Below are 17,210 nucleotides of genomic sequence, written 5' to 3'. Positions count from 1 at the left end.
TTTTACTCAAAAGATGCAACTGCAACTCTTGATAAAATCTCAGTTACAGCCATATCACTTGCTTTACTAATTGCTTCAAATCTATGAGTATCATTTATCTCTCCACCTATATCAACAGCGAAATCATACTCTCCAGAAACTGTAAAACTTTTTGTTTTTGATTTCTCTTTATCAAAATACTTTACATTTATATTAACTTTTGCTTTGTAAAGTTTATTGTAACCATCTTTATCATATTGTAAAACCCCAAAGCTAACACTTCCAATGCTTAAATCCATTATTATTTCAGCTTCAAATTGATTATCTACAAGATTTGAATCTAATCTTTGAGATAATATTTTTGTTACAGCATCTTTAACTAAAACAGAGTTTCTAGGATCACTAGCTCTTATATCTGTTTTTACAAATATATTTTTACCTAGCTCCTCTTTTGCTAATTGTGCTGTTGGTCTATATCCACAAGAGCTTAGAATTAAAACTATTACAATATAAAAAGAGATTTTTTTAAGCACATTAGCCCTTTATTACAATATTTACAAGTTTATTTGGTACAACAATCTCTTTAACAATTGTTGCATTTTCTAACCATTTTTTAGCAGCTACTTTTGCAAGTTCTAAAATCTCTTCATTTGTAGCATTTATAGCAACTTCTATTTCGCATCTTTTTTTACCATTTATTGTAACCGCTAAAACTATACTATCTTTTGAAAAAACCTCATCTTTTACTTCAATACTCTTATCAAAATTTGATAAAGCAAAAAATTTATTAGCTAATTCCCAAGCTGTATGAGGAATAATTGGCTCTAATATATTTGTCAAAATATAGTAACCTTCAGCCCAAATTGCTTCGTTTTCTTGAGATGATAAAGCATTCATAGCCTCCATACAAGATGCAATTAAAGTATTAAATGCATAAGTTTTTGTTAAAACCTCATTTGATTTAATTAAAGCTTCATAAACTTTTAATCTAGCCTCTTTCTCTTTATCATTTAAAGAGCTTTGATCTATTTTAAAAATATTTTCTACACCATTTTGTGTAACATTAATAGATCTTTCATAAAATCTTTTTATAAATTTATAAGCACCTTCAACAGCACTATCATTCCACTCCAACTCTTTTGTTGGAGGAGCTGCAAAAAGAATAAACAATCTTGCTGTATCTGCTCCATATTTTTCAATAATTAAATCAGGATCAACAACATTTCCTTTAGATTTACTCATTTTTGCACCATCTTTTAAAACCATACCTTGAGTAAGTAGATTTTTAAAAGGCTCATTTGAATCTGTATATCCTAAATCTTTTAGAACTTTTGTAAAGAATCTTGCATATAAAAGGTGTAAAATTGCATGTTCTATTCCACCAATATATTGATCAACATCCATCCAATAGTTGCTATCTTCTTTATTTATAGCCTCTGTTTGCCACTTTTTATAGTTAGTTGCATATCTTAAAAAATACCAAGAAGATTGGACAAATGTATCTAAAGTATCAGTTTCTCTAATTGCTTTTTCTCCACATTTTGGACAAGAGCAGTCTTTCCATGTTGGATGATTTGCCAAAGGATTTCCCTCTCCAGTTATTTCAACATCATCTGGAAGTGCTATTGGAAGATTCTCTATTTTTTCAGGAACTAATCCACATTTTGGACAGTGAACAAAAGGAATTGGAGCTCCCCAATATCTTTGTCTTGAAACTCCCCAATCTCTTAGTTTATAGTTTACTTTTTTATTTCCTAAAGAGTTTTGTTCAAAGTGATAAATAATTGCTTGTTTTGCTTGAGTTGTAGTTAATCCACTAAAACTTTCACAATCAACCAAAATTCCATCTTCAACAAATGCCTCTTTTAGTTTTTCATCACTATGTTTTCCATCTTTTGAAATAACTTGCTTTATTGGTAAATCATAATTTTTTGCAAACTCAAAATCTCTTTGATCATGTGCTGGAACACTCATAACAGCACCTTCACCATAAGAGCTTAAAACAAAATTTGCCATCCAAACTGGAACTTTTTGTCCAGTTAAAGGATGAATTACCTCTATTTCTAAATCAACACCCTCTTTTTCTAAAGTTGCTCTATCTTTTTCAGCAACTTTTTGAACTCTTTTAATAATGTTTAGTTTATTTTTTGGTAAAAGCTCTTGCTCAACCATATATTTTACAATCTCATGCTCAGGTGCAATTGCAACATAAGTTACACCATAAATAGTATCTGGTCTTGTTGTAAACACTTTAAAACTTGAAAACATCTTATCAAGTTTTGCTCTAGTCTCTTTTGTTAAATCAAATTTAAACTCTAAACCTTCACTTCTTCCAATCCAGTTCTCTTGCATTGTTAAAACTTGTGATGGCCATGAGTTCTCTAAAGTTTTTAAATCATCTAAAAGTTTTTGTGCATATTTTGTAATTGCAATATAATATCCTGGCATCTCTTTTTGAACAACTTCGTTATCACATCTCCAACAACATCCATCTTCAACCTGCTCATTTGCTAAAACTGTTTGACACTCATTACACCAATTTAAATGTGCACTTTTTTGATAAACAATACCAGCTTCATACATTTTTATAAAAATCTCTTGTTCAAATTTTGTATATAGCTCATCACTTGTTGCAAACTCTTGGTTTTTACTAAAAGATAGCCCTAAACTTCTAAGCTCTTCTCTCATATAATCAATATTTTCATAAGTCCATTTTTTTGGATGAAGTCTATTTTTAATTGCTGCATTTTCTGCTGGCATTCCAAAACTATCCCAACCTATTGGATGAAGAACATTAAAACCATTTTTTCTAAAGTGTCTTGCAAAGGCATCACCAATACAATAGTTTCTAACATGTCCCATATGAATTCTTCCACTTGGATATGGGAACATGCTTAATATATATTTTTTTGGTAATTCATAACCATCTTTTGGTTCAAAAGAGTTGTTTTCTTTCCAATACTCTTGCCATTTTTTTTCTAATTCTTTACTAGAATATTGCATTTTTAATAATCTTCCTTTTCACTACTTTTTGCACTCTCAATTAAAGATAGTGCAATTGATACAATATTTGCTATAACAGCTCCAATAGCTAAGGCTATTGCAAGTTGTATGTCACCACTAAACACAACTACTAAAAAAGCAGGTATTAAATGTAAATCTGCAACTAGTGAACTAGCTAAGAGTTCAGCTGCTAAAAGATTTTTTACACCAATTTTTATAATTGTAGATATTAAGTTTACGCTAGCAGCTATAAAAAGAGCTATAGTATTTGGCTCATAAATAAATCCAGCTGTTGTAGTAAGCGACATTAAAGATAGGAAAATATAGGTTACTTTGCCCCAGTCCATTTTAATCCTTTTATTATATTGATAATTTAAAATCAAATATAGTATCAAAAAAAGGATAAAAAACTAATTTTAGAGATATTTTATAATACAGCTTATTTTTAATTTCTTTTAGATATTATTAAAACAATTTTTTTTTAGGAAAATAAATGGATTTATCTGTACTAATTGGTTTAATAGGAGCTTTAACTTCTATCTCTGTTGGGGTTACTCTTGAGGGTGGAAATCCTGCTGGAGTTCTTCATATAGCATCTTTTATAATTGTTATTCCAACTTCTATGTTAGCTGCTGTTACAGCTACTGAAAGTTCTTTGGTAAAGGCTGCATTTAAGGAGTTTAAAACAATATTTAAAAAATCTCCTGTAAATTTTGAAGCTAGAATTGATGAGCTTGTTGAATATGCAATTACTGTAAAAAAACAGGGTGTTTTAGCATTAGAAAAAGATATTCAAAATATTGACCACGCATTCTTGAAAGAGGCTTTAAGTATGGTTGTTGATGGTAGTAAAGAGGAGCAACTAGAGGAGCAACTAGAACCTGTTATTGAAGCTACTGAAGAGTATTATCACGGGGCTAGTCACTTTTGGCTTCATGCAGGTGAAACTTCACCTACAATTGGTCTTGTTGGGGCTGTTTTTGGTCTTATTCTTGCTCTTCAACAACTTGACAATCCACCAGCAATGGCAGCTGGAATTGCTGGAGCATTTACAGCAACTGTTATGGGAATTGCTGGATCTTATATTTTCTTAGGACCTTGGGGAGTTAAATTAAAAGCAAAAGGGCATTTAGTAATAAAAGAGCAATACTTGATTTTGGCAGCTTGTAAAGCAATAGCAAGGGGAGATGCACCAGGTGAGCTTAAATTGAAGCTTACAAAAATGGTAACTCCTATGCCTCTTTAAGGATATAAATGGCTAAGAAAAAAAAGGTAGAGTGTCCAGCTGGTGAAAAATGGGCCGTGCCTTATGCTGACTTTTTGAGTCTTTTACTTGCACTTTTTATTGCACTTTATGCACTGGCTTCTATAAATGTGGAGAAACAAAAAGCTTTAAAAGAGGAGTTTATAAAAATCTATAATTTTCCAACTGCAAATATTATAGAAGAAGAGACAAAAAAAGAGAAAGCTATGACTGATCAAGCTGATCCTGAAAATGTAGAGGGTAGAAAAGTTATTGTTCATACACTAGAGAATCAACAAGAAGCAGAACAAAATAGAAATAAAGGTGCAAATTTAATAGAGCTTCCAGATGGTTCTGTTTTAAGTGTTCCAGCTCATTTAGTTTTTGATAGTGGAAAAGCAGAAGCTAGTTCTATATTTGCAAAAGATTTCTTAGAAAATCTTGCAACTTTAATTCAAGCAATGCCTGAAGATACAGAAGTAAATGTAAAGGGTTATGCTGAGGATAGTGAAGTTAGAAACTCTAAATACAAAGATGCTCTTGATTTATCAACTGCAAGAGCTAATAATGTAATTAGAGAGCTTGTTAAATATAAAGTTAATCCTAAAAAACTATTCTCAAGTGGTTATGGAAGCAATAAAGAGTCAACTTTAAAAGATAAAAGAGTTGTTGTATTTGAACTTAGAACTACAGGTGAACCAATATCTGAAGAGGATATGGATTTAGAATCAATCTTTAAAAAGATGAATTAATTTTTAAATATGAAGCAAAATAAGAAAGATGATTTTTTAGAAATAGAGGATAAAAAATCATCTTGTTGCTTTTTAAAGAGTATTCTAACTTTATCAAATTTAGCTAGTTTTGGCTCTTTAGCTACTCTTCTTTTTTTAATCTTTTTTCAAATATATACACTTTCAATTGGCTTTAGCAATTTTGCATATATATCTATAATTTTTAATATATTTTTTATAGTTATTGTTTTACAAAAGATTAAAGTTTTAAATTTTGAAATATTAACAAAGATTGTTAATCCTACATTGAAGTTTTTAATGTTTTTATATATTTTAAATGCTGTTTTATCACTATTTCTTGATGATATTTTATATAATTTTGTTATATCACCTTTAAATATATTTGGTGCATATTTTATATTTTTACTTCTAAAAAGAGACTCTATTTAATACCAAAAGCCTCTTTTATAGCCTCTCTTTTCTCTTTAATTGTTGAATTCTTTGGTGTTGTATCTACTTTTTTTTCAACAACTTCCTCTTTTTTTTCATCTTTTGAATTGATATTTTTTTCTAAAAAGAAGAGATATACTACTGCACAAAGTGTGATTAGTAATATTAAAAAAACTACTACTAATCTTTTCATTTGTTAAACTCTTCCTTGTTCATACATAGCTCTTAACTTCTCTTTCTCTTTTCTTTTTTGCTCTTTAATAGCCTCTTTACTTCTATAGTTATCAATTTTAAATCCTAAGAATTTTAAAAATGGAGAAACAACAAAAATTGAAGAGTAAGTTCCAATTATAATTCCTACAAAAAGTGTAAATGAGAATGGATAGATAATCTCTCCACCAAATAGAAGCATTGTAGCCACAACAAAAAGTGTTGTTGAAGATGTAAGAATTGTTCTTGAAAGAGTTTGACTAACTGAGTTATTTATTAAAATATCTAAATCTTTCTCTTTACCATTTGTTAAATTCTCTCTTATTCTGTCATTTACAATAATCTTATCATTTATTGTATATCCAACAACTGTAAGAATTGCAGCTATCATATCAAGATTTACATCTATGCTAAATAGACTTATTAATCCTAAAGTTATAATAACATCATGAACAAGTCCAATAACTGTAGCAACAGCAAATCTCCACTCAAATCTAATAGCAATATAGATTAATAGTATAACTAAGGCTAAAGATAGAGCCATAATACCTTTTTCTCTAAGCTCTGCTCCAACTTTTGCTCCAACCATATCAATTTTTCTAATCTCAAAATCTCCTGTTGGAACTAAAATTTTATTCATATCATCACTAATATCATTTGTAAGATCACTTGAACTTCCTGTAAATCTAATAATTACCTCATTTGGTGATCCAAACTCAGTAACAGTTGAACTTGAATATCTTGTATCCTTTAAAACTTCTCTAATTTTATCAAGAGGTGCAGTTTGTTCATATTTAACTTGAACAGTAGTACCTCCTAAAAAATCAATTCCATAGTTTAAACCTTTTGTAAATAAAAGAACAAATGAAGCAACTATTAATATAGTTGATAATCCCAAAAATGAGATCTTTTTTGACATAAAATTATATGTTTTGTTGTTGTTAAAAATTTCCATTATGCCACTCCAAACCATTTTTTATTATTTTTATCTTTTGAAATCTTTGGTAAAAGTGCTTTATAAATACCATGAGTTCCAACAATTGATGTAAGCATTGAAGTTAATATTCCAATAGAAATTGTTACAGCAAAACCTTTTATTGCTCCACTTCCATAAGCATATAAAACAATTGCAACTAAAAGTGTTGTAACATTTGCATCAATAATAGCTCTTAGTGCATTTGAGTAACCATCTTCAATAGCTTTTTGCACACTAGCTCCTGCTCTTAAAGCCTCTCTTATTCTTTCATTTATAATAACATTTGAGTCAATTGCCATACCCATTGTTAAAATAATACCAGCCATTCCAGGAAGTGTTAATGTTGCTCCAAAAAGTGCAATTACAGCTAAAAGAATAAATATATTTGCAATTAAAGCAATATTTGCAATCATTCCAGCTCTTCTATAATATAGCATCATAAATAGAAAAATTAGAACTGTTCCAGATATTAAAGCAATCATAGATGCTTTTATACTATCAGCTCCAAGTGATGGTCCAACACTTCTTTTCTCTAGCATATTAATACTTGCAAGTAATGCTCCACTTCTTAGTGCAATAGCAACATTTCCAGCCTCTTGTACTGTAAATCCACCACTAATTTGTCCACTTCCACCACCAATTCTTTCGTTTATATTTGGCGCTGAGTAAACTTTTCCATCAAGTACAATTGCAAGTCTTTTTCCTACATTTTTTGCTGTAAAATCTGCAAAAATTCTAGCTCCACTTGAGTTTAGTGTAAAGTTAATAATTGGTTGATTTGATTGATTAAAAGCAACTTGAGCATCAACAATTTGGTTACCATCTAAAATTGGTATCTCTTTTACAAGATATTTTATATTTGGATTTTTTGTATCCTCTAAAATAATATCTCCATATAAAGATGCCTCTTTATTTGTCATTTTATAAACTTGATCTGCTCTATTTTCATCTATTGCCATAAGCTCAAGATTTGCTGGTTTTGAGATTAACTCTCTAGCATCTTTCTCTTGCTCTGCTGTTTTAATTCCTGGAAGTTGAACAATAATATCACTCTCACCTTGTCTTAAAACAGTTGGTTCACTAAGTCCAAATTGATCAAGTCTATTTCTAATAGTCTCAACAGCTTGTGCAACTGAGTAATCTTTTGTTTGAATTACCTCTTCTTGTGTTAGCTCTACTTTATACTCTAAATTATCTTTAGTAATTGATAGACCTTTTATCTCTTCAAGCATTTTATCCATTTTTGCAACATCATCTTTATCCAACAAAGAGAAAATAATATTGTCATTTACAACAGTTAATCCATCTATTAAAACCTCTTCATCATCTGTAAAGTGTTTTATAGCTGTTGCGATAGATCTCATTTTTGAAGTTACTGCTTCGTGTGTATTTACACCTAAAAGCATATGAAGTCCACCTTGTAAATCAAGTCCTAGATTTACCTTTTTTCCAGACTCTGTTTGAAACAAAGATGGAAAAGAAAAAACAATTCCAAATATAAAAGCTACTAAAAAAATTGTTAGTTTAAAATTTAAAAATTTCAATATTTATCCTTAAAAGATTTTAAGATATGAAAACTCATATCTTAAAACTAAAATTATTCAGCTAAAAGTCTAGCTACGAACTCTTTTGCTAATTTCATCTCAGAGTTATCACTATTTTTTACAACAAAATATGTCTCTTCAACTTTTACAACCTCAACCATTAAGCCACCATTTGTTACAATCTTGTCACCTTTTTTAAGAGCCGCAATCATATCTTTATGAGCTTTAGCTTGTTTTTGTTGTGGTCTTATAATTAAGAAGTAGAATATTGCAAATAGTGCAACCAAAGGTAGTAATGATGTTAATAAATCACCTTGCATTTAATTTCCTTTTACGTAAGAGTCAGATATGTTTTTTTTAAAAACCCAATATTTTAGCAAAAAGATTATAATAGAGAGCTTGATTATTTCAACTCTTTTGAGTGCTTTTATCTATTTAGCACACTTTAATATTGAGCTTAAAATAGTTGATTCTATTATTGCTGTTTTAGGAGTTTTTTTACTTTTAAAAGCTTCAAGAGCTGTTATGTTTTTTTCTGGATTTTTCATAGGAATATTTTGGTTTTGGTGGTTTGCTATTAGTTTGCAATACTATGATTTAAGCTATTTAGCTCCTATTATAATTTTTGGATTAGCTATATCATATGGACTGTCATTTTTAGCTCTTGGAGTATTTAAGAATCTATATTTAAAAGCTATTTTAATATTTTTGTATCTATTTTTTGCACCTTTTGGATTTGATTGGTTAAAACTAAATTTAGCTTTTATAAACTCTTACTTCTCAAGCTCTTATTTGGCTTTTGCACTTATTTTAATTGCTTGTTTAATTGTTTTAGAGGCTAGATTAAAAAATTTAAGAGTTGTTGCGATTTTACCTTTGATTTTTGCACTAAATATTTTTGAAAAAGAGCATATTGTTGAAGATAGTGATATAAAAATATATTTAAGCCAATTTAATATAAGCCAAGATTTAAGATGGCAAAAAGAGAATTTTGCACAAATAAATAAAAAGATATTTGAAAAAATAGATTATGCAATAGAAAACAACTATGATGTAGTAGTTCTTCCTGAAACTATTTTTACTTTAGTTTTAAATGAAAACTATATTTTAATGGATAGATTACTAAATTTATCAAACAAAATTGATATTATTGCTGGTTCTATTTATAAAGATGAATTTGGATATTTCAATGCTTCATATTTTTTTAGTAAAAACCAATTTGAAGTTGCAAAAAAAGTTGTGCTTGTTCCTTTTGGAGAGGAGATTCCATTGCCTCGATTTTTTGTTGATTTAATTAATAATCTATTTTATGGTGGTGCTAGTGATTACTCAAAAGCCGATAAACCAACAGATTTTTTAATAAAAGATAGTCTATTTAGAAATGCTATTTGCTATGAAGGAACAAATAAAAAGATTTTTGAAAATCTAAATGGTGTTAAAAATATGATTATGATTTCAAATAACGCTTGGTTTACACCTTCACATGAGCCAACACTACAAGCTTTACTTTTAAAGTATTATGCAAAAAAATATGGCGTTACAATTTACCATGTAGCAAATGGAAGCAAGAATATGGTTATAAAACCTAATTAAGGTACAAAATAGAACATTAAACCAAATTTGAAAATGTCTTGTTTTGATGATAAATCATTGTTTTGATACTTTAAGCTCAAAGATAGATCTTTTACAAGTTTTATAGTAGAAAATGCTTCAAATTTTTTATTCTCAAAACCTTTATCATATTTTGCATATCTATAATCAACTCCTAGCTTTATATCTTTGAAGTAGTTTGTAACAGCTCCAACTCTAGCACCTATTGAGTAGTCTTGATTGTCTGAAAGAAAATATGCATTAGTATCTAAAAGTGTATATAAAAATCCATACTCTTCTCCAAAAGTAGCACCAAAACTAGGATTTATTTTAAAAGAGTCTTTATCATCTATAAACTTCTCATATCCTGTATCTATAGTCCAAGTAAGTGGTTTAAAGATTTTATCTCTAGGAGAGAATGACTCTATTTTTAAAAGTGTTATCTTATCAACTTTTATATCTTCATCTTTTTTCTTTTGTAAACTAAACTCAAAAAAGTCTATATAAGCACCTTGTAAGTAACCATCTTCTAAATCATAAATATTATGATAGGCTGGTTTAATTGTAAAATTAACACTATCATTTGTATCATAGTATAAAGAAGCTCTTGCAGAACCGTGAGATTGTAGAGGGTTTGTTGGAGTTTGCACATCAAAAAAAGATGGTTTATTGTATTGGCTTCTTTGTTTTAAAATATTTAAATAGTTTTTTACATACTCATCTTTTTTTGTACCCTTTTCACTTCTTAAATATTGTGTATAGGCTATTTTAAAATCAAGATATGAGATTTTGTCATCAAGTGATAAATTATCATTTAATGGTAGATTTTTGTTTATATAATCATCTATAAAATCTTTGTTTTCTATCTTTTCATTTAAAATATATTTCATCTTTTTAAGATTTGAGTATCTATAGTTTGAACCACTTATTAAACCATTTTTTTCAACTAGTTTAATAGTATCAAGAGGTATTGCTTTAAAAGTAAAATTATCTGTTAACTCTAAAGATGGTCTTGCAATTTCTAAAAGCCACAAAAGAGCATAAGAGCAGTTCTCTTTAAAGAAAAAATAATCAGCATATGAGTCTTTTAACTCCCATGCGTGAAGAACTAAAACATCTATCTCTTCTTGATTAAAATTTAAATCATACTCCCAAACATCTCTTTGCTCAATATTGTTATATGTTTTTAACTTCTCATAATATGGCAATATAGAGTATTGCCCTTCATATCCCCCAAAAACACCTTTAAAAGCAAAAACTAAACCATTTTTCTCATCTGTTTTTGCTGCATAGTTTAAAGCATTTGATAAAAGAGGTGCATCTTTTTTGCTTGATAGTTGTAAAAAAGTGTGCCCATACATAGATGCTGGTGAGTTTATATGAGAGCTTGGAAATACCAAAGTAATATGTTTAGCCTCTAACTCTTTTTTGTACTCATTTAACTCTTTACACTCATAATATTTTATTTGCTCTTTTAAATTTGGTATAGTTTTTTCCAACCAAGATACTCTTAGTGGAAATCTACACAAAACATCTTTTTCGCCACTTTTTAGTGCATCTATAGTTTCAAATAACTCCTCTTTTAAATCATATTTTCCATTTTTTGATATAAAAAAGTTAGTTGAATCTATTTCGCTACTACTTCCTTTGTAGTGAAGAAGTTTTTTAAAGTAGTTATCTTCATAAACTCTATTTTCTAAAATATACTCTTGAATTTGATCTGATGATTGTAGTGATAAAGTAAAAAAGCAACAAAATATAAAAATATTTGTTGCTTTTTTTAAAAAATTAGATAAGTTTTGCAATATTGTCAATAACTTCCGCTGAACTTACATTTTCACCTGAATAAATTGTAGTGAAATTTGCTTGTAATTTAGAAGCAAAAGTTGCTCTATCTTCAATATTCATTAAAGTTGCAACAGTGTTTAAAGTCTCACCATTTCCAACTGAAATATCCATTGCTAATTCATCCATGTTTTCATTAATAAATCTGTGTAATTTATCATTTGATACAAATGATGCTGGTTGTTTACAATTTAATGTACCACTTGTAATACCAAATGTTTGGTTTCCAGAAGTTCCATTTGTTGTTGCTGCAAGAACTTGCATAATTGTTGTACTTTGGTCTTTAATAACTATTGTACCAAGTCCACACCCCGTATTTGTATTGTTTGCATATAATGAACTTGCCATTAAAACTGAAGCTGCCGCTAAAACTACTTTTTTCATATTTTCTCCTTTTTTAAAGTTCTAAATCATATTAGAATTATTCTTTATTAATTCTTATAAATTTTATTTTATATCTTAAATATTTTAAATTTATAAAATCAAAATTTAATTTACAATGCTCACTGTATAAAAGTATATGGTAACTAATTAATTAACTAGCACTTTTAATAAAAGTGCTAGTTATATTTATTGAATATCTTTTCAATTATCTTATCTTTACTCATATTATTTTCTATTTGTAAATTCAAAGAAAAGTCTAAAATCTCTTTAAACTCTTTTGACTCTTTAAATCCCAAAGATATTAAATCTTTTCCTTGTACAAAAATTTCTAAAGGTTTATCAGAAATATCCAGTTTTTTAGATAGTTTTTCTATTTTTTTAATATCTTTTTTCTCTAAACTTTTTTCTATTAAAATCAAATCCTGCAATTTTAAAACCAAAGATAGTTTTTTTAACTCTTTTTCATCTAGTTTTGTTCTATTTTTGCAAAGAGTTAAAATATTTTTAATTAGATTTTTATCATCTGTAATATTTTGCAAAAAATTTAAAATATCATCTTCTTTTTGATTTTTTAAAATAAGTGAGAAAAATAGATATATTTTTCTAAACTCATCAAAACTGTTTTTGTTTAAATATTTTGCCAACTTATCAACAGCTTTATAAGAGGATTTAAAAGAGATAAAAAATATTTTAAACTCATCAAAAAGTTTCAAAGCAATACTTGGTTTTTTTGATTTTAGAAAAATCTTTTTAAACTCATCAAATACTCTTTGCTTTGGCAGATGCTCTAGCTCTTTATTTTCTACTATTTTTTTACAAAGTTTTTTTGTTTTTTTTGATATTTTGAAATTAAATCTAGAAGCAAAACCCAAAGCTCTATAGACTCTTAAACTATCTTCTATAAAAGTTTTATCATCTATATGTTTTATCTCTCTTTTTTTTAAATCTTTTATTCCACCAAATGGATCTAAAAATCTATTTTCAAAGTAGTCATAACCAATAGAGTTAATAGTAAAATCTCTTCTTCTACTAGCCTCTTTGTAGCTTAAATTTGAGTCTAAAAAGACTTTAAAATCTGTATGTTTAAAGCCAGTTTTTATTTCAGTTCTAGGAAGTGAAAAATCAAAATCAAAGTCATTTATACTTAATTTTAAAACTCCAAATGATTTTCCAACAAGTTTTGGCTCTTTATATTTTGAGATAACATTTTTTAAACTATCTATTGAGTCTATATTATAAACTTCAATATCATAATCTTTAATCTCTTTATTTAAAAAACTATCTCTCACACAGCCACCCACAACAATAGGTTTGGCTTGTGCTGATTTTAAATCTTCAAAAATATTTTCTAATATTTTTGGTATTTTAATCTTTGTTATAGTGATGAACATCTTGTTGTGGATATGGAATCGTAATTCCCTCTTTATCAAATACCAATTTGATATTTTCTATTAAGAAAAATCTAACTTCCCAATAATCAGGTGTATTAACCCAAGCTCTAACAACAAAATTTACAGAACTATCTGCAAGTTCCGAAACAGCAACTGTAATGCCTTTGTCAACTAATATTTTCTCATGTGATGTAAGAAGATTTGTTAATAAATATTTTACTTTTTTAATATCATCATCATAAGATATACCAACAACTAAATCTACTCTTCTTGTATCAAAAGCATTTACATTTGTAATCGAACCACTTGTAATTGAACTATTTGGCACAACAATTCTTTGATTATCTCCTGTTACAAAAACTGAGTTAAAAATACCAACTTCACTAACACTTCCAGTTACTCCACCAGCAGTTACAAAATCTCCGACTCTAAATGGTTTAAATATTATAATCATAACACCAGAAGCAAAATTTCCTAAAGAGTCTTTTAAAGCTAAACCAACAGCCAAACCAGCGGCTCCAAGTATTGCTAAAAACGATGTTGTAGTAATTCCAAGTTTATTTAAAGCGGCAAGAATAACAGCTGTAATTAAAGAATAATAAGCAATATTTTCCAAAAATTTAACTAAAATCTCATCAATTCCATCAATTTTTCTTAACAACTTACCTAAAACTTTAACAACTCTATTTACAATCCACTTTCCAACAAAAAATATTAAAAGTGCCAAAAAAATAGACCATGAGTACTCTAAAGCAGTATCTAATATATTTTGAGGAATAAAAGATAAAAAATCTTTTTTTATAATCTCAACACCATTTTCTATACTTGACATCTCCATAAAAAAACTCCTATTTTGTAAGTTCTAAAATTTTTGCAACAATTTCTTCTACTTTTACATCAACTTTTTCTAAAGTTTTTCGATTTACTAACTCAACTAAACCATCACTTAGTTTTTTTCCAATAATAACAGCATATGGAAAACCTAAAAGCTCAAAATCGCCCATTTTAAATCCAAATCTAGCATTTACTCTATCATCTAAAATAGTCTCTATTCCTAATTTTTTTAGGCTTTGATAAATATCTTCACCAACTTTTGCCTCATCTTCATTTTTTGAATTTGAAACAATAATATCTACCATAAAAGGAGTTGTACTTTTTGTCCAGATACATCCTTTTTCATCATGATTTTGTTCAATCACAGCAGCAACTAATCTTGAAACTCCAATTCCATAACATCCCATAATAAATGGTTTTGCTTTTCCATTTTCATCTAAAAAGTTTGCATTCATAGCTTTTGAATATTTTGTTCCAAGTTGGAAAATATGTCCAGCTTCAATTCCTTTTGTATATGAGAGTTTTCCGCCACAACAAGAGCAAGTATCTTCTTCTTGAACAGTTATTAAATCAGCATATTTTATATTTTCAATTGCAGTTAAATCAACATTTACCAAATGATAATTCTCTTCATTTGCTCCACACACCATAGCTTTTGAATCTTTTAACTCACTATCAACAACAAAAATTGTATCTTTTGGTAAATCAACTAATCCACAATATCCAGCAACTAAACCACTCTCTTTTATCTCATCTTCAACAGTATCAATAAGCTCCAAAGCATCTATACTATTTTGTGCTTTTGTCTCTTCAAGCTCATCACTTCCTCGCACGAAAAAGACTACAATTTTAGCTTTTTCTTTAAAAATTGCTTTTTTTATAACTGCTTTTATAGTTTGCTCTTTTTTTACATTTAAAAAATTTGCAAGATCTTCAATTGTTGTGCAGTTTGGAGTCTCTATTTTTTTTAATTCTCCAGCTTCAAAATCATATTTTTTTGCTTCTCTTTTTGCAGCTTCAATATTTGCAGCATAAGAGCAAGAGTCACAAACAACAATTGTATCCTCTCCACTGTTTGCAAGAACATGAAACTCTTTACTTCCACTTCCTCCAATAGCTCCACTATCAGCCTCAACAACTCTAAAATCTAAACCTAATTTTGTATAGATTTTTTTATAAACCTCTTCCATAAGATTGAACTCTCTTACTAAATCATCTTCACTAGAGTGAAAAGAGTAACCATCTTTCATTAAAAACTCTCTTCCTCTCATAAGTCCAAATCTAGGTCGTGCTTCATCTCTAAATTTTGTGTTGATTTGATACAGATGAAGTGGTAAATCTTTGTATGATGTAACTCTATTTTTTACCATATTTACAACAGACTCTTCATTTGTTGGGCTTAAAACAAAACTTCCACCTTTTCTATCTTTAAATCTCAACATCTCACTTCCCATAGTAAGGTCTCTTCCTGACTCTTCCCAAAGTGTTAAAGGTGTTACAAATCCAAATTGAACCTCTAAAGCTCCTGCTTCATCCATCTCCTCTTTTACAATTTTCTTAATCTTTTCTAAAACAATTTTTCCTAATGGCATAAAATCATAAATTCCAGAACCATTTTGAGATATAAAACCGCCTTTGATTAAATATTGGTGAGATGGCAGTGTTGCATCACTTGGAGTCTCTTTTGTTGTTGGTATAAAAAGTTTGCTAAATTTCATCTAATTTTTTCCTATAATTTATATATTTTTATTTAAGTGTTCGCATTTTAAATCTATATCTTGCACATTTTGAGAAAACATATTTTGAACTGAACTAACAACCAAATCACAATGTTTTGTTCTTGATATAGTTTTAAGTTGTTTTGCTGGATTGTGTAGATATTCAGTTATAACAGTTTGACAAAGTTTTCTAATATTATCTTCATAATCTTTTGGTACATAACCTTTTTTTATAGCATTATGAAGTTTTTTATCAATTATTTTTTCACCTTTTAGATACAAATCTTTAATTAGTGGCTCTAAATCTAAACTTTTTAACCAATCAAAAAACTCTAAAGTTGATTGACCAACAATCGTATAAGCCTCTTTTGCTTGAGCTGATCTTTGTGTCATATTTGAGTTTACAATCTCTTGTAAATCATCAACACTGAAAATTTCTAAATCAAACATTGAGATATCCTCATCAATATCTCTTGGAACGGCAATATCAAACCAATATCTATTTATATCTGAGCTTGGAGTGTTATCTTGAGTAATTATTGGATAAGGAGCACTTGTTGCTGTTATCATAACAGGCATAATCTCAAGAAGTTCCTCAAGTTTAGAGTAAGGCTCTACTTCTATATTCTCTTCAAAAGTTGAAGCTAGATTTTTAGCTTTTTTAATATCTCTGCTAACTATTGTAACGCTAAATCCTGAAGCTAAAAGATGTTTTACAGCCAATTCACTCATAGTTCCAGCACCAATTACAAGTGCTTTTACACCTTTTGTATCTCCAACTAGCTCTTTTGCTTTTGCAACAGCAGTTGAAGCAACAGATACAGAACCTGTTCCTAAACTTGTAGCAGTTCGCACCTGAGCAGCACACTTAAAAGCATAGTGCATAACTCTTGAAATACCTTGATCACAGTAATTTCTAACTTGTGAAAATCTAAAAGCATCTTTTAACTGTCCTACAATTTGAGTCTCACCAATTACCAGTGAATCAAGTGCTGATGCAACAGAAAATAGATGGTGAACTGCAACATCATTATCATAAATATCAGCTCTATCATATAAAAATTCATAATTTAATTTTGAATAATCTGCTAAGTTTTCAATTATATTTTTACTACTTTGTTTTACATTTGAACTTTTTACAATAATCTCAACTCTATTGCAAGTTGATAAAAGTACCAACTCTTTTGTAGATTCAAAATCCAAAAGTTTTTTTATAAATCTATCTTTCTCTTCATCACTATTAAATGCTAGTTTCTCTCTTTGTTTAATATCTAAATTTTTATGTGAAAAACTAATTACTAAATAACTCATA

The 17,210-nt window shown here is 28.5% G+C and carries 17 protein-coding genes; 4 read left to right on the top strand and 13 right to left on the bottom strand.

Features of this window, described 5'->3' with window-relative positions; translation table 11 throughout:
* Positions 1-2 precede the first annotated feature (2 nt).
* Genes lptE through ASKIR_RS01905 form a run of 3 tightly spaced genes read right to left on the bottom strand, consistent with a single transcriptional unit; the run spans position 3 to position 3,329 of the window.
* Positions 3-512 (bottom strand): LPS assembly lipoprotein LptE, encoded by a 510-nt coding sequence (lptE, locus tag ASKIR_RS01915; protein ID WP_066352530.1) that lies wholly within the window; start codon positions 510-512, stop codon positions 3-5.
* A 1-nt stretch (position 513) separates the two neighbouring features.
* The gene (gene leuS / locus ASKIR_RS01910; RefSeq protein ID WP_115588410.1) at positions 514-2,982 is read right to left on the bottom strand and encodes a leucine--tRNA ligase; all 2,469 of its coding nucleotides are present in this window, start codon (positions 2,980-2,982) and stop codon (positions 514-516) included.
* A gap of 2 nt (positions 2,983-2,984) precedes the next feature.
* Positions 2,985-3,329 (bottom strand): DUF6394 family protein, encoded by a 345-nt coding sequence (locus tag ASKIR_RS01905; RefSeq protein ID WP_066352534.1) that lies wholly within the window; start codon positions 3,327-3,329, stop codon positions 2,985-2,987.
* A 146-nt stretch (positions 3,330-3,475) separates the two neighbouring features.
* Between ASKIR_RS01905 and motA the strand changes: the two genes are divergently transcribed.
* From motA to ASKIR_RS01890, 3 genes are read left to right on the top strand one after another with little or no spacing between them, the layout of a single operon-like run.
* The gene (gene motA / locus ASKIR_RS01900; RefSeq protein ID WP_115588409.1) at positions 3,476-4,228 is read left to right on the top strand and encodes a flagellar motor stator protein MotA; all 753 of its coding nucleotides are present in this window, start codon (positions 3,476-3,478) and stop codon (positions 4,226-4,228) included.
* A gap of 8 nt (positions 4,229-4,236) precedes the next feature.
* Complete coding sequence (gene motB / locus ASKIR_RS01895) at positions 4,237-4,977, top strand: flagellar motor protein MotB (protein ID WP_066352537.1); 741 nt, start codon at positions 4,237-4,239, stop codon at positions 4,975-4,977.
* Positions 4,978-4,986: 9 nt separating this feature from the next.
* Positions 4,987-5,406: a hypothetical protein gene (locus ASKIR_RS01890; protein WP_066162533.1), complete on the top strand. Its 420-nt coding sequence runs from the start codon at positions 4,987-4,989 to the stop codon at positions 5,404-5,406.
* Here ASKIR_RS01890 and ASKIR_RS01885 read toward each other — a convergent pair.
* From ASKIR_RS01885 to yajC, 4 genes are read right to left on the bottom strand one after another with little or no spacing between them, the layout of a single operon-like run.
* The gene (locus ASKIR_RS01885) at positions 5,399-5,599 is read right to left on the bottom strand and encodes a hypothetical protein (protein WP_066354563.1); all 201 of its coding nucleotides are present in this window, start codon (positions 5,597-5,599) and stop codon (positions 5,399-5,401) included. The genes ASKIR_RS01890 and ASKIR_RS01885 overlap by 8 nt on opposite strands.
* A 3-nt stretch (positions 5,600-5,602) precedes the next feature.
* Complete coding sequence (gene secF / locus ASKIR_RS01880) at positions 5,603-6,571, bottom strand: protein translocase subunit SecF (RefSeq protein WP_115588408.1); 969 nt, start codon at positions 6,569-6,571, stop codon at positions 5,603-5,605.
* Complete coding sequence (gene secD, locus ASKIR_RS01875; protein WP_115588407.1) at positions 6,571-8,136, bottom strand: protein translocase subunit SecD; 1,566 nt, start codon at positions 8,134-8,136, stop codon at positions 6,571-6,573. Before secD ends, secF begins: the two co-directional genes overlap by 1 nt.
* Before the next feature lie 53 nt (positions 8,137-8,189).
* Complete coding sequence (gene yajC / locus ASKIR_RS01870) at positions 8,190-8,456, bottom strand: preprotein translocase subunit YajC (protein ID WP_066162545.1); 267 nt, start codon at positions 8,454-8,456, stop codon at positions 8,190-8,192.
* A gap of 28 nt (positions 8,457-8,484) precedes the next feature.
* Here yajC and ASKIR_RS01865 point away from each other — a divergent pair, with 28 nt between their 5' ends.
* Positions 8,485-9,729: an apolipoprotein N-acyltransferase gene (locus ASKIR_RS01865; RefSeq protein ID WP_115588406.1), complete on the top strand. Its 1,245-nt coding sequence runs from the start codon at positions 8,485-8,487 to the stop codon at positions 9,727-9,729.
* Here ASKIR_RS01865 and ASKIR_RS01860 read toward each other — a convergent pair.
* From ASKIR_RS01860 to hemA, 6 genes are all read right to left on the bottom strand, one after another.
* Positions 9,726-11,540 (bottom strand): Lnb N-terminal periplasmic domain-containing protein, encoded by a 1,815-nt coding sequence (locus tag ASKIR_RS01860; RefSeq protein WP_228254654.1) that lies wholly within the window; start codon positions 11,538-11,540, stop codon positions 9,726-9,728. The two genes, ASKIR_RS01865 and ASKIR_RS01860, sit on opposite strands and share 4 nt — an antisense overlap.
* Positions 11,515-11,955, bottom strand: coding sequence for a DUF3015 family protein (locus ASKIR_RS01855; RefSeq protein WP_109065849.1), 441 nt, complete (start codon positions 11,953-11,955; stop codon positions 11,515-11,517). The genes ASKIR_RS01860 and ASKIR_RS01855 overlap by 26 nt, the downstream gene beginning before the upstream one ends.
* Positions 11,956-12,131: 176 nt before the next feature.
* Positions 12,132-13,346 (bottom strand): tRNA nucleotidyltransferase/poly(A) polymerase-related protein, encoded by a 1,215-nt coding sequence (locus ASKIR_RS01850; RefSeq protein WP_115588405.1) that lies wholly within the window; start codon positions 13,344-13,346, stop codon positions 12,132-12,134.
* Positions 13,321-14,184 carry a mechanosensitive ion channel family protein gene (locus ASKIR_RS01845; RefSeq protein ID WP_115588404.1) on the bottom strand — a complete coding sequence of 288 codons (864 nt, stop codon included), beginning with the start codon at positions 14,182-14,184 and terminating at the stop codon, positions 13,321-13,323. The genes ASKIR_RS01850 and ASKIR_RS01845 overlap by 26 nt, the downstream gene beginning before the upstream one ends.
* Positions 14,185-14,194: 10 nt before the next feature.
* The gene (locus ASKIR_RS01840) at positions 14,195-15,898 is read right to left on the bottom strand and encodes a proline--tRNA ligase (protein ID WP_115588403.1); all 1,704 of its coding nucleotides are present in this window, start codon (positions 15,896-15,898) and stop codon (positions 14,195-14,197) included.
* Between the two features lie 18 nt (positions 15,899-15,916).
* Positions 15,917-17,209, bottom strand: a complete 1,293-nt coding sequence (hemA, locus tag ASKIR_RS01835; protein WP_115588402.1) for a glutamyl-tRNA reductase — start codon at positions 17,207-17,209, stop codon at positions 15,917-15,919.
* Position 17,210: the final 1 nt, after the last annotated feature.

Origin of the sequence: Aliarcobacter skirrowii CCUG 10374 (assembly GCF_003544835.1) — a bacterium.
In the GTDB taxonomy this organism is placed as follows: domain Bacteria; phylum Campylobacterota; class Campylobacteria; order Campylobacterales; family Arcobacteraceae; genus Aliarcobacter; species Aliarcobacter skirrowii.
This window is presented reverse-complemented; position numbering and strand designations above follow the sequence as displayed.